7 protein-coding genes are annotated in these 13,771 nt (G+C 76.8%); 5 read left to right on the plus strand and 2 right to left on the minus strand.

The window, feature by feature from the left end; genetic code table 11:
- Nucleotides 1-51: 51 nt before the first annotated feature.
- The gene (locus tag ACIBAI_RS03030; protein ID WP_399030663.1) at nt 52-1,296 is read right to left on the minus strand and encodes a serine/threonine-protein kinase; all 1,245 of its coding nucleotides are present in this window, start codon (nt 1,294-1,296) and stop codon (nt 52-54) included.
- Nucleotides 1,297-1,477: 181 nt separating this feature from the next.
- Nucleotides 1,478-3,145: a serine/threonine-protein kinase gene (locus ACIBAI_RS03035; RefSeq protein ID WP_399030664.1), complete on the minus strand. Its 1,668-nt coding sequence runs from the start codon at nt 3,143-3,145 to the stop codon at nt 1,478-1,480.
- A gap of 518 nt (nt 3,146-3,663) precedes the next feature.
- Here ACIBAI_RS03035 and ACIBAI_RS03040 point away from each other — a divergent pair.
- The 5 genes from ACIBAI_RS03040 (at nt 3,664) to ACIBAI_RS03060 (ending at nt 13,771) form a co-directional block, all read left to right on the plus strand.
- Complete coding sequence (locus ACIBAI_RS03040; protein ID WP_399030665.1) at nt 3,664-7,143, plus strand: FHA domain-containing protein; 3,480 nt, start codon at nt 3,664-3,666, stop codon at nt 7,141-7,143.
- A gap of 239 nt (nt 7,144-7,382) precedes the next feature.
- Nucleotides 7,383-8,801: an ABC transporter substrate-binding protein gene (locus ACIBAI_RS03045; RefSeq protein ID WP_399030666.1), complete on the plus strand. Its 1,419-nt coding sequence runs from the start codon at nt 7,383-7,385 to the stop codon at nt 8,799-8,801.
- A 67-nt stretch (nt 8,802-8,868) separates the two neighbouring features.
- Nucleotides 8,869-10,152: a carbohydrate ABC transporter permease gene (locus tag ACIBAI_RS03050; RefSeq protein WP_399030667.1), complete on the plus strand. Its 1,284-nt coding sequence runs from the start codon at nt 8,869-8,871 to the stop codon at nt 10,150-10,152.
- Complete coding sequence (locus tag ACIBAI_RS03055) at nt 10,149-11,057, plus strand: carbohydrate ABC transporter permease (protein WP_399030668.1); 909 nt, start codon at nt 10,149-10,151, stop codon at nt 11,055-11,057. The genes ACIBAI_RS03050 and ACIBAI_RS03055 overlap by 4 nt, the downstream gene beginning before the upstream one ends.
- Nucleotides 11,058-11,569: 512 nt before the next feature.
- Nucleotides 11,570-13,771 (plus strand): CDP-glycerol glycerophosphotransferase family protein, encoded by a 2,202-nt coding sequence (locus ACIBAI_RS03060; RefSeq protein ID WP_399030669.1) that lies wholly within the window; start codon nt 11,570-11,572, stop codon nt 13,769-13,771.

Below are 13,771 nucleotides of genomic sequence, written 5' to 3' on the forward strand. Positions count from 1 at the left end.
CACGGCGTGCCCCGGCCGCACCCGGTGCGGGCGCGGCCGGGACCGGCGGGGTCAGGGGGTCGCCGGGGCCGTGGTGTTCGCGTCCCGGGGGACGGCCCCCGCGTCGTCGCCGGCCGTGGCCAGCCACGTGCCCACGCCGACGGCCGCCGCCAGCGCCAGCGCGCCCGCGCCCAGGGCCAGGCGGCGGCGCCGGACGGCGGCGCGGTTGCGGGCGGACCCGGGGCGGGGGGCGCCCGCCGCGCGCGGGGCGCGGGCGGTGCCGCGGGCGCCGCCGGCCAGCTCGTCCGGGCCCGGCACGCGCATCGACGTGTGGGTGTCCCGGTTGGAGTCGGCCGGCTTCGCGCCCGGGACCAGCGGGACCGCGCCCCGGCGCCGCACCCGCTCCCCGGCCGGGTCGGGGTCGGCGGGCGCCTCCTCGGGGGTCTCCTCCGTGGGGCCCGTGTCCGGCTCGTCCACCTCCAGCGGCGGCATGCCCGCCAGCATCGGCAGCAGTTCCCGCAGCCGGGCGGCCAGTTCGGAGGCGCGCAGCCGCGAGGCGGGCGCCTTGGCCAGGCACTGCACCATCAGCTGCCACAGCTCGTCCGGGATGCCGGGCAGCGGGACGACCGTCTCCGTCACGTGCCGGCGCAGGACGGCGCCGGGGTGGCCGCCGCCGAACGGGGTGAAGCCCGCGAGCAGCTCGTACAGGACCGTGGCCAGGGCGTAGATGTCGACGGACGCGCGGGGCGGCAGGCCCTCGACGATCTCCGGCGCGAGGTAGTCCGGCGTGCCGATGATCTTCGTCGCGCGGGTGCGGCGCGGGGCGTCGATGAGTTTCGCCACACCGAAGTCGGTCAGGAGCGCGCGGTGCGAGCCGCCGGGGCCGAGCGGGCCCTGCATGTCCAGCAGCACGTTCTCCGGCTTCACGTCGCGGTGCACGACGCCCGCGGCGTGCGCGGCGGCCAGTCCGTCCGCCACGTCGGCCGCGATCGCCACCGCGGCCTCGGGCGCGAGCCGCCGCTCCCGGTCCAGGCGGGTGCGCAGGTCCGTGCCGCGGACCAGGTCCATGACCAGCGCGAGGTCGTTGCCGTCGACGACCAGGTCGCGCACGGAGACGACGTTCGGGTGCTCCAGGCCGAGCAGGGCCGTCCGCTCCTGCACGAAGCGTCCGACGAGTTCCTCGTCCGAGGCGAGGTCCTCGCGCAGCAGCTTGATGGCGACGGGTCCGTCCGGTCCCTCGCCGAGCCACACCGTGCCGGCGCTGCCCCGCCCCAGGATCTGGTGGGCGGTGTACCGGCTGCCGATCTTCCGTGCCAAGACTGCTCCTACCGACGCGTGTTGCCGACAAAACTACGCGGCCGGGGAGCCGGGCTTCACCGCGGAGGCGGAAATCACCCGCCGGATGTCGACAAATCCCCAACGTCGGGGCTCGGAGGCGGCCGGACTCGCCCGGAGCGGCCCGAGTGGTCCCGGGCCGGTCCCCGCGGGGGTCCCGGGCTCACTGGCCGGAGGAGCCGCCCGAGCCCAGGTCCCCGATCCAGCCGGTGACCGTGTCGAACCAGTCGGTGAGCTGCCCCCAGTAGCTCCTGCCCGTGCCGATCCAGTCCTGCAGCGGGCTGAGCTCCCAGATCAGCCAGCCCGCCACGAACAGGATGACGAGCGTGAACAGACAGCCCTTCAGGCAGCCCAGGCCGGGGATGCGCATCGGGTTGGCGCTGCGCTGCCGGGGCTGCCGGGGCTCGCGCCGGGGCCGCTGGGGCTCCGGTGCGGGCGGCGGGGCGTACCGCTGGGGCTGCGGCGGCTGGGGCGTGGCGTACCGCTGCGGCTGTTGCTGCTGGGGGTGGCCGTAGCCCTGCTGGGGCTGGGGGCGCGGCGGCTGCTGCTGCGGGCGCGGCTGCTGCTGCGGCCGGGCGACCTGCCGCTGGGGGCGGCGGCGCAGCGGGTCCTGGTCGGGGTCGAGGTACTGGATCTGGGTCTGCTCGTTGCGGTCGCGGGCGGCCCGCAGCTGGCTCTGCCAGGGGTGCGGGTCCTCGGGCCGGCCGGGCTGCTGTCCCGGCGGCACCGGCGGCAGGACGGCCGTCGGGTCGGCCGCGCCGCGGGCGGGCAGGACGGCGGTGGGGTCGGCGTCGCCCGCCGGGCCGCCGGTGTGGGGCAGGACGCTGGTCGCGGCGTCCGGGTCGTGGGCGCCGTTCGGGTTCCGCGGCAGCACCTGGGTGGGGTCGGCGGCGCCGGGCGTGCCGGGCACGGGCGCGGGCGCCGGGTCGGGGGCCAGGAGCGCGCCGACGTTCTCGGCGGCGGCGATCTGCGCGGAGTTCGCGTGCACGCCGACGCCCTCGGCGACGACGCGCAGGGCGCGCGCCAGGTTCCCGGCGCCGGGCCGCTCGTCGGGGTTCTTGCGCAGGCAGCGCTCGATGACCGTCCAGAGGGGCTCGGGGACCGTGGACGGGCGGCGCGGTTCGGCGCTCAGGTGCTGGTGCAGGACTTCGAGGGCGGACGAGCCGGAGAACGGCGGACGGCCGGTGACCAGCTCGTACAGCAGGATGCCGGCGCCGTAGATGTCGACGGCCGAGGTCTGCGGGCGGCCCTCCGCCGACTCGGGCGCGACGTACGCGGGCGTGCCGACGAACTCGTGGGTGCGGGTGAGGCCGGGCGAGTCGGCGAGGCGCGCGATGCCGAAGTCGGTCAGCATCGGGTGCAGCTGGTCGCCGGTCTGCTCGAGCAGGACGTTCGCGGGCTTCAGGTCGCGGTGGACGACGCCGTCGGCGTGGCTGGCGGCGAGCGCGTCGGCGATCTGGGCGGTGAGCAGCGCGGCGGCCACCGGGGTGAAGGGACCGTTCTCGCGCAGGTGGCGGTGCAGGTCGGGGCCGTCGACGAGGTCCATGACCAGTGCCAGCAGATCGCCCTCGACGACCAGGTCGCGGACCCGGACGATGTTCGGGTGGGTCAGCCGCAGCAGGACGGACCGCTCCCGGAGGAACCGCATCACGACGTCCGGGTCGTTCGCGAGCTCCTCCTTGAGGACCTTGATCGCGACGGTCTCGCCGGGCTGTCCGGGCACGGCCGCCTCGGCGCCCGCGGTCTCCCGCTGGCGGGCTCGCCAGACGGTCCCCGTGGCACCGCGACCGAGCGGCTCCTCGAGGAGGTACTTGCTGCCTACCGGCCGCACGTCATGCGCTCCCTGTCTGCTTGGCTGGCCCGTACACCGTGGTCCACCGTGCCACGGGGGATGTTCCGACCCACTGTAGTGCCGCAGCACGGAACACCGGGGGTTGTCTTCACGCGGGTCCTTCCGACTCCTCCGCGGTCCGGCCGCCGCCGGCCGCCCGTCCGTCCGCCGCCCCGCCACGGCCCTCCGGCGGGTCCCGCCCGCGGCCTCCCGTGCACGTTCGAGGGAAAGACGCTCGACCCGGTCCGCCGGTTGCCGGAGCGCGGACGTGACCGATCTCAAGCGAGCGCCGATCGATCGCGTTCAGGCCAATGGTCAGGCATTTTTGCGGGCAGAGCCGACCAATCAAGATCATTCGCTGTTCGGCGGCGGGCACGTTGTCAGCGGCAGGTGCGAGGATGCCTCCAGTTACTGGCCGACGTGCTCGTGTGGCGGTGGGGGAAGTCCGCGGTGGGGGACCGCGGGGGGCCTCGTTCCCCGTGGCGCGGGCGCCCGCGCAGAAGGGACCGCTGACGGCGATGCAGATCCGGCTGACCGTCGTAGACCCGCTGGGCCCGTCCTCCGCGCCGACGCGGGGCCGCGCCGCGAGCTGCGACGTGCTGGTCACGGCGCCCGCCGGCACGGCCCTGGCCGCGGTCTCCTCCGCCCTGGCCGCGGCGGTCCCCGGCGGTGACGGCTCGTCCCCGGCGGCGCTGTACGCCGGCGCGCGCCGGCTCGACGCCCAGCGCTCGACCCTGGGCGAACCCCCGCTGGTCGACGGCGCCGTGCTGTACCTGGGCGCGCCGGGCGAGCCCGAGCCGCACCCCGAGCTCGACGAGGCCCCGGCCCAGCTCCACGTGGTCGCGGGCCCCGACGCGGGCGGGGTCCACCTGCTGCACGGCGGCGAGATCCGCGTCGGCCGCTCGGCCGACGCCGACGTCCCGCTCGACGACCCGGACGTCTCCCGGCTGCACTGCGCGGTGACCGTCGCCGCCGACGGCCGGGTCACGGTCGCCGACCTCGGCTCCACCAACGGCACGACGCTGGACGGCGCGCGCGTGGACGCCCGCCCCGTCCGGTTCGTCCCTGGCGCGCTGCTGCGCATCGGGGAGTCGGCCCTGCGGCTCGCGCCGGGCGGCGGTCCGGGGGCGCGGGTGGAGACGGCCCCGGACGGCGAGGGACACGTGCGGGTGCCGGGCGCGGGCGGCGGCGAGCGGCCCGGGAAGGGCCCGGAGGAGCCCGCCCAGCCGCCCGGCGGGGCGGACGCCCCCGCCGGGCACACGCGGCACGGCTACGGCACGGCGGGCCGGGGCCCGGCCGGCTCCGGCGGGCGGCCCCCCGTCGTGCCGGGGCAGGGTTCGGCGCCGCCCCTCGAGCGGGAAAGCACCGGTCCGGCCCCGGCCGCCCCGCGCACGACGGCGCTCGGGGGCCTTCCCGGGACGGCTCCCGGCGGCGGCGACACGCACGGGGGACGGTCCGGGGCGGGTTCCTTCGACGCCGGCGACGAGGCGGCCGCCCCCGGCGGGGCCGAGGCCCCGCAGGGCCACCCGCACGGCACGGCCGGCCCCACCGCACCGCACGGCTTCGCCGACGGCCCGGCCTCCCGTACGCCCGTCCGGGACGGCCGCGCCGGTGAGGGCGGCGGGCGCAAGGGGACCCCGCTCCGGGGGACGGACGTTCCGCAGGCGCTGCGCAGGCGGGGCGGGATAGCGGCGTGGGCGCGGCGGCTGGCCGGGGGACGCGGTGAGCAGGGCGCGGCCGGGCGCGGCGGATACGCCGCGGGGGTGGACGGCGTCGCGGCGGAGCCCGCCGGCGTCCGGCCGCCCGTGCCGGAGACCTGGCCGGACCCGGCCGCGCTGCTGCTGACGGCGCTGGGGCCGGGCCCGCGGCTGTGGGAGCGGGGGCCGGACCATCCGGAGGCGCTCGCCGTGCGGCTCGGCACGGCCGACCGGGCGGCGCCCGACGGCTCGGGACTGCTGCCCGCGGTGCCGGTGACCGCCGGGCTGCGCGAGGTCGGGGCGCTCGGGCTGGCCGGCCCGCGCGCGCGGCTGGCCGGGCTGGCCCGCTCGGTGCTGGCCCAGCTCGCCGCGCTGCACTCCCCCGACACCCTGGAACTCGTCCTGATCTGCACGGACCGCTCCCGCTCCCTGGAGGAGCGCACCGCCGAGTGGTCCTGGCTGGGCTGGCTGCCCCATGTCCGCCCGGCCCACGGCCAGGACTGCCGCCTGCTGCTCGCCTACGACCCCGAGCAGGCCACGGCCCGCGTCCAGGAACTCCTCCGGCGCCTGGCGGACCACCCGGCGGACCCGGGCGCCGCGGCCGGGCCGGCCCCCGCCCCCGGCGTCCCGGAGCCGCCGGCCGTGCCCGCCCCCGCCGCCCGGCGGCCCTCCTGGGCGCGGGACGACGACGCGGCGGGCGAAGCGGCCGGCTTCACGGGGCCGCGCACCGTCGTCGTCGTGGACGGCGACCCCGGGGAGGCCGCCGTACGGGAGGCGGTGGCGCGGCTGGCGCTGGAGGGCCCGCGGGCCGGGATACACGTCGTGTGCCTCGCCGAGACGCCCCCCGCCTCCCCGCTGTCACCGGTGACGGAGACCTACGAGGCGGCCTGCGCGGTGTCGCCGGTGTTCCGGGAGTGCGGGGCCGTCGCGCTGCTCAGCGGCGACGTGGCGACGGCCCTGCGGCTGGTGCGGGTCGCCCGGACCGCCCCGGCGGCGTCCCCGTCCGGTACGGGGCCGGTCGGCCACGGCACCGTGGCCACCGTGGACGCCGTCTCCGCCGCCTGGGCGGAGCGGTTCGCGCGGGCGCTGGCGCCGCTGCGCACGGACGCCGCGGGCGGCGAGCGGCAGCCGCGCGTGTCCGCCCCGCTGCCCCGGACGGCCCGGCTCCTCGACGAGCTGGGCCTGGCCCGGGCGACCCCCGCCTCGCTGATGGCCCGCTGGGCGGACGCGGCCGACGACACCGAGGCCCTCGGCGGCCGGGTGCAGGCCGTGCTGGGGGCGGGGCCGCGCGGCCCGGTCGTCGTGGACCTCGCGGCCGAGGGACCCCACCTGCTGATCGAGGGACCGGCGGGCAGCGGCCGTACGGAGCTGCTGCGGGCGGTCGTGGCGTCGCTGGCCTCGGCGGAGCGGCCGGACCGGCTGGGCATCGTGCTGATGGACGGCCGGGACGGCACGGGCACCGCCGGCGGCCCCGGCGAGGGCCTGCGGGTCTGCACGGACGTGCCGCACGTCACCACGCACCTCACCGCCGGCGACCCGGTGCGGATGCGGGAGTTCGCGCAGTCCCTGAGCGCCGAGCTGAAGCGGCGCGCGGAGCTGCTGGGGCGGTCGGACTTCACCGAGTGGCACACCGGACGCGAGCTGTCGGGCCGCATGGTCGCCCAGCGCACCGCGGCCGCGCGCGGCCCGTCGGGGGCCGCCGGCGGGGCCGGGGACCTCGACGTCCCGTCCAGCTCGACCCTGCGGCTGCGGCCGGGGGCGGCCCGGCAGCGCGCGCGGGCCGTCGTGCCGCTGCCCCGGCTGGTCGTGGTCGTGGACGACCTGGACGCGCTGGTCTCCCCCGCGCTCGGCTCGCCCGGCCGGCCCGCCGCGGGGTCGGTGATGCGGGCGCTGGAGGCCGTGGCGCGGGACGGCGAGCGGCTCGGGGTGCACCTGGTGGCGGCCGCCGGGACCGGGGGCCGTACGGCGCAGACGGAGCCGGCCCGGCGGGCCGCCCTGCGGGTCGCGCTCGACGCGCCCGTGCCGGGGCCGGACGAACCGGCGCCGGGGCGCGGGCGCCTGACCACGGCCGACGGAAGGGTGACGCCGTTCCAGGGCGGCCGGGTCACGGGCCGCATCCCCCGGACGGCGACCCTGCGCCCGACGGTCGTCCCCCTGGAGTGGCACCGCATGGGCGACCCGCCGGCCCGGCGCCCGGTGCGGGAGCTGGGCAACGGGCCGACGGACCTGGCGCTGCTGGCCAGCGCGCTGGAGCGGGCGGCGCGGGAGGTCTCGGCGGCCCGGGTGCCGTCGCTGCTCTGACGGACCGTCCGGCCGCCGGGCGGCGGCCGGCCCGGACGGCCGCTCCACGCCGCGCCCGGCCCCCTGCCCTCCGGCGCGCCCGGCCGGCCGCGCCGGAGGGGCCGGTGCCTGATCACGAGGCGGTCACGATCCCGGTGTTCGCGCCGGACGCGCTCTTGCCGCCCCCGACCCGCCGGGCGTACACCAGACCGCACGGGACAGCGCCGGACGTTCGACGAGGAACGAAGAACGGGGCAGTGATGCGCAGCACGAGCAGCACCTTACGGACACGCAAATCGCCCAGCCGTCTCACGGCATCCCCCATCCGCCGCGGAGCCGCGCGGGCCGCGGCCGCCGCCGCCGCGGGAGCGCTGGCGCTCTCGCTCACCGCCTGCGGAAGCGACGGCGACAAGGGCGGCGACGATCCCCCGAAGAGCGGTGACGCGACGGCCGCCGCCGTCACCCTGCCCAGGCTGGACGGCGAGAGCCTGGAGGTCGCCGCCGTCTGGACCGGCGCCGAGCAGGCCAACTTCAAGAAGGTCCTGGCGGAGTTCGAGAAGCGCACGGGCGCCGAGGTGACCTTCGTGCCCGCCCAGGACCCGATCGTCAACTTCCTCGGTTCGAAGATCGCGGGCGGTCAGCCGCCGGACGTGGCGCTGCTCCCGCAGCCCGGCGCCATCAAGCAGGCCGTCGAGCGGGGCTGGGCCAAGCCGCTGGGCGCGGACGCGCTCAAGGAGCTCGGCGAGAACTACTCGCGGGGCTGGCAGGACATCGGCAAGGTCGACGGCAAGCAGTACGGCGTCTACTACAAGGCCGCCAACAAGTCCCTGATCTGGTACAACGCCCAGGTCTTCGAGAACGCCGGGGCGAGCGAGCCCAAGACCTGGGACGAGCTGCTCACCACCGCGCGGACCGTCTACGACTCCGGTGTCACCCCGTTCTCCGTCGGCGGCGCCGACGGCTGGACCCTCACCGACTGGTTCGAGAACGTCTACCTCTCCCAGGCGGGCCCGGAGAAGTACGACCGGCTGGCCCGGCACGAGATCAAGTGGACGGACCCCTCCGTGAAGGAGGCCCTGACCACCCTCGCCGAGATCTGGGGCGAGAAGGACTACCTCGCGGGCGGCCCGGACGGCGCGCTGCAGACGGAGTTCCCGGCGTCGGTGACGCAGACCTTCACCGGCGGCGACCAGCCCAAGGCGGGCATGGTCTACGAGGGCGACTTCGTGCAGGTCAACATCGGGGAGACGGAGGCGGAGATCGGGACGGACGCGAAGGTGTTCCCGTTCCCGGCGGTCGGGGACACCGCGCCGGTGGTGTCCGGCGGCGACGCGGCCGTGATCCTCCAGGACTCGAAGGCGGCGCAGGCGCTGGCCACCTTCCTCGCCTCCCCGGACGCGGCGGCGGTCCAGGCGAAGCTGGGCGGCTACCTCTCGCCGAACCGGAACGTGCCGGAGTCGGCGTACCCGAACGAGGTGCAGCGCAAGATGGCGAAGGCGCTGATCGCGGCCGGGGACAGCTTCCGCTTCGACATGTCCGACCAGGCGCCGCAGGCCTTCGGCGGCACGCCCGGCAAGGGCGAGTGGAAGGCGCTGCAGGACTTCCTGAAGAACCCGAGGGACGTCGCGGGCGCCCAGCGCAAGCTGGAGGCGGACGCGGCCGCCGCCTACGGGGACTGACGCCATGGCGTCGGTCAGCGCGGCAGGGACCCCGCCGGGCCCGGCCGCCCCCAGGTCGCGCAGGAGCGTGACCGGCACCCGCAAGGCGGTGGCGGCGCTGTTCCTGCTGCCCGCCTTCGTGCTGCTGGGCGCGCTCGTCGTCTACCCGATCGGGTACTCCGTCGTCCGCAGCCTCTACGACCAGTCCGGCGACGGCTTCGCCGGATTCGACAACTACCGGGCCCTGTTCACCGACGACGGCATCCGCACCGCCCTGCGGAACAACGTCGTCTGGGTGGTGTTCGCGCCGACGGTCGCCACCGCGCTCGGGCTGGTCTTCGCGGTGCTGACCGAACGGGTGCGCTGGGGCACGGCGTTCAAGCTGGTCGTCTTCATGCCGATGGCGATCTCGATGCTGGCGGCGGGCATCATCTTCCGGCTGGTGTACGACCAGGACCCGGACAAGGGCGTCGCCAACGCGGTGTGGGTGGGCGTCCACGACACGTTCGCCCAGTCGTCGGCGTTCCCGAAGGCGCACCCGGGCCGCGAGTCGCCGCTGCGGCCGGCCGGCGGGGGCGCGTTCGTCACCCGGGAGCCGGTGCGGGCCGGCGAGCCGGTCGCGCTGCCGCTGGTCGGTGTCGCGCCCGACCGGATGCCCGACAGCGCGCGGCGGGCGGCGCCGCCGCGGCCGGAACCGGGCAAGGTCACCGGCACGGCCTGGCAGGACTTCACCCGCGGCAAGGGCGCCGGCACGCCGGGCGGCGTCGACGCGTCCGAGCTGGGCTACGCCGGCATGCGGATCGAGGCCGTCCGGGACGGCCGGGTCGTCGCGTCGACGACGGCCGCCGACGACGGCACGTTCACGCTGCCCGCGGCGGCCGACGGGGCGCTGCTGCGGCTCCCGGCGGACAACTTCCGGGAGCCGTACAACGGTGCGGACTGGCTCGGCCCGGCCCTGGTCACCCCGGCGATCATCGGGGCGTACGTGTGGATGTGGGCCGGTTTCGCGATGGTGCTGATCGCGGCCGGACTGGCCGGGGTGCCCCGCGAGCTCCTGGAGGCCGCCCGGGTCGACGGGGCGAACGAGTGGCAGGTGTTCCGGAGGGTCACGGTGCCGCTGCTGGCGCCGGTCCTCGCGGTCGTCACCGTGACCTTGATGATCAACGTGCTGAAGGTCTTCGACCTGGTCTTCATCATCGCCCCCGGCTCCTCCCAGGACGACGCGAACGTCCTCGCCCTGGAGCTGTACCGCAAGGGCTTCTCCGAGGACCAGCCGGGCGTCGCCAGCGCGATCTCGGTGTTCCTGCTGCTCCTGGTGATTCCGGTGATGTGGTTCAACATCCGCAGGCTCAGGCGGGAGGTCAGGCGATGACGGCCGAAGCCGGCACTCCTCCGAAGGCCGCCCCCGCCCAGCCGGCGACGTCCGGGCGGTCGCTCGGCTCGCGCCTCGCCGAGGGCGTCGGCGGCGGCCTGGTCCGGGTGTTCCTCGTCGTCGTCGGCCTGTTCTGGCTGGTCCCGACGATCGGTCTGCTGATCTCCTCGCTGCGCGCGCCGCGGGACATGGCCGCGAGCGGCTGGTGGGAGGTGTTCACCGAGCCCGCGCAGCTCACCTTCGAGAGCTACGACAAGCTGCTGGGCAACGGCGACATCACCGACTCCCTGGTCAACACCGTGCTGATCACGGTCCCGTCGACGGTCCTCGTGGTCGTGATCGGCTCCCTGGCGGGCTACGCGTTCGCGTGGATGGAGTTCCCGGGCCGCGACTGGTGGTTCCTCGGCGTGGTCGGGCTGCTGGTGGTGCCCGTCCAGGTGGCGCTGATCCCGATCGCCGAGCTCTTCGGCGGGATCGGCCTGTTCGGTTCGGTCCTCGGCGTGGTCCTGTTCCACACCGGTTTCGGCCTGCCCTTCGCGGTGTTCCTGCTGCGGAACTTCTTCGCGGAGATCCCCCGGGAGCTGCTGGAGGCGGCCCGCCTCGACGGCGCCGGTGAACTGCGCCTGTTCGCCCGGGTCGTGATGCCGCTCGGCGGGCCGGCGATCGCGAGCCTGGGCATCTTCCAGTTCCTGTGGGTGTGGAACGACATGCTGATCGCGCTGGTGTTCACCGACTCCGGCAGCCAGCCGATCACGGTCGCGCTGCAGACGCAGGTACGGCAGTTCGGCAACAACATCGACGTGCTGGCGCCCGGCGCGTTCATCTCCATGGTGATCCCGCTGGCCGTGTTCTTCGCCTTCCAGCGGCAGTTCGTCTCCGGGGTGATGGCGGGCGCCGTCAAGTAGCCGCCGGGGACGGGGCGGAGGGGGCGGGCCGGCACCGGCCCGCCCCCTCCGCCGTCCGGCCGCGGTCCCCCGTATGCCACAAACGCCGTAACCAAGTCACTCCATTGGCCGTTCCCGGGCCGAACGCCCGCACCGACCCATGGATGTGCCGTGCCCCGGTCCAGTGTCATCGTCCCCGCGTACCAGGTTCAGGCGCGCCCCGCCGAGTGCCCGGAGCCGGCGCGGCGCCGGTCGTGCCGGGATCCGGAGCCGATCGCGGCCGGCGCCCGCCCGCCGGACGCCCGCGGCGCGGTCGCCGGCGGGTCCGCGGCCCGCGATCCGCGCGCCGTCCCCGACCGCCCCTGACCGCCGTCCCCCCGGGAGTCCGTATGTTCCGCAGGCCCCGCGGCTCGTCGCGGCCCACTCCGACCCGGCCGCCCGCCTGGCGGCCGGCGGGGCGGCCCGGCCGCCGTCCCGCCGGCTGAGGCGGCCGGCCGCACCGAGAAGACCCGTCGAGCCACAGAGGGAGCAGAATGCCCCGCTTCAGCATCATCGTCCCGTCCCATGGGGTCGCGGGCCGGCTGGCCCAGGCCCTGGACTCGGTCCTCGCCCAGTCCTTCGGCGACTTCGAGCTGATCCCGGTGTGCGACGCGCCGGACTCCCCCGCGGCGGACGTGGTCGCGGCCCGCGCCGGGCGGGACTCCCGGGTGGCCCCCGTGCACGCGCCGCCGTCGGCCGGCCTGGCCGGGGCGCGCAACGCCGGGCTGCGGGCGGCGACCGGCGCGTACGTGCTGTTCCTCGACGGCGACGACACGCTCGTGCCGGGAGCGCTGGCGGCGCTCGACGCGCGGCTGCGGGAGACGGGCGACGTGGACGTCCTGTACGCCGAGCACGAGCGGGTCCCCTGGTGGGAGGGCGAGCCGGCGAACCCGGCCGCGCCCCTGCTGGCGGACGCCCCGGACGGGGCCTTCTCCCCCGGCCGGGCGCCGCGGCTGACCGGCGTGCGGCTGCCGGCGTGGAGCGCGGCCTACCGGCGGGCCTTCCTCACCGGGCGGCGGCTGGCCTTCCCCGCCGGGCACCACACCGACGTCGGCTTCGGCGGCCTGGTCACGGTCCACGCCGAGCGGCTGGCGGTGCTGCGCTCGGTGGTCGTGCGGCATCTGCTGCGCCGGCAGGGCAGCCGACTCGACGCGCCGGGGACGCACCACTTCGACCTGCTCGGCCAGGTGGACCTGGTGCTCACCCGCGCCGGCGAGCTGGGGCTGCCGGCGCGGCGCCGGGAGCCGCTGTTCGAGCAGGCGGTCGCCGCGCTGCTGCGGACGGCCGCGCACCCGCGGCGGCTGCCGTCGGGTCGCCGGGACTTCTTCCGCCGGGCGAGCGCGCTCTACCGCCGTCACCGGCCCGCCGGTTTCCGCCCCCCGGGCGGCGGGCTCGGCGTGCAGCACCGGCTGCTGGCGTCCGGGTCGTACCCGGCGTTCCGCGCGCTGCGCGGCCTGCACCGGGCGGCCGTGCGCGCCGTCCGGGCCGTGCCCCGCCCGCGCGGAGCGCGCACCCGCCTGCTGTACCGGCTGCACCTGCGCCGCCCGCTGGATCCGAACCTCGCCGTGTACTGCGCGTACTGGGGCCGCGGCTACGCCTGCAATCCGGCCGCGATCCACGCCAGGGCGCGCGAACTGGCCCCGCACATCCGCTCGGTGTTCCTGGTCGAGGCCGGCCGGGAGCACACCCTGCCCGAGGGCGTGGAGTACGCCGTCCTCGGCAGCCGCCGCTGCTGGGAGGTGCTGGCCCGCGCGAAGTACCTGGTCAACAACGCCAACTTCGCGGAGGGCGTGGTCAAGCGCCCGGGCAGCGTGCACCTGCAGACGCAGCACGGCACGCCGCTGAAGAAGATGGGCGTCGACCAGTCGACGTACCCGGTGGTGGCCGCGGCGACCGGCAGCTTCACCAAGCTGCTGGGCCGCGTCGACCGCTGGGACTTCAACCTCTCGGCCAACCGCCACTCCACCCAGGTGTGGGAGCGCGCCTTCCCGGGCTCCTACGAGCAGCTGGAGTACGGCTATCCGCGCAACGACGTGTACTACACGGCGACCGCGCGCGACGTGGCCCGGATCCGGCGCGACCTGGGCGTCCCGGAGGGCAGGACGGCCGTCCTGTACGCGCCCACGCACCGCGACCACCGCACCGGCTTCGAGACCGGGCTGGACCTGGCGGCCTTCTGCGAGGCGGCCGGCGAGGACGTGGTCGTGCTGCTGCGCGCCCACTACTTCTACGACCGGGGCGCCGCCCGCGGCGGCGGGCGGATCCTCGACGTGACCGCGCACCGCTCCACCGAGGAGGTGTGCCTGGCCGCCGACGCGCTGATCACCGACTACTCCTCGATCATGTTCGACTACGCCAACCTGGACCGGCCGATCGTGATCTACGCCGACGACTGGGACGTCTACCGGGAGACCCGGGGCGTCTACTTCGACCTGATGGCGCAGCCGCCCGGCCCGGTGGCCCGGACCCCCGAGGAGCTGGCGCGGCTGTTCCGGGACGGCACCTGGGCGGGGCCGGAGGCGGCGGCGCTGCGGGCGGCGTTCCGGGAGCGGTTCTGCGAGTTCGACGACGGGCGGGCCGCCGAGCGCGTCGTGCGGCGGGTGCTGCTGGGCGAGCCGCCCGAGGCGCTGCCGCCGGTGCTCCCGCTCGCCGAGCGCGTGCCCGCCCCCGCCGCGACGACCCTGGTGAGGAGCTGA

Origin of the sequence: Streptomyces sp. NPDC051041, assembly GCF_044456065.1 — a bacterium.
GTDB classification, from domain to species: domain Bacteria; phylum Actinomycetota; class Actinomycetes; order Streptomycetales; family Streptomycetaceae; genus Streptomyces; species Streptomyces glaucus.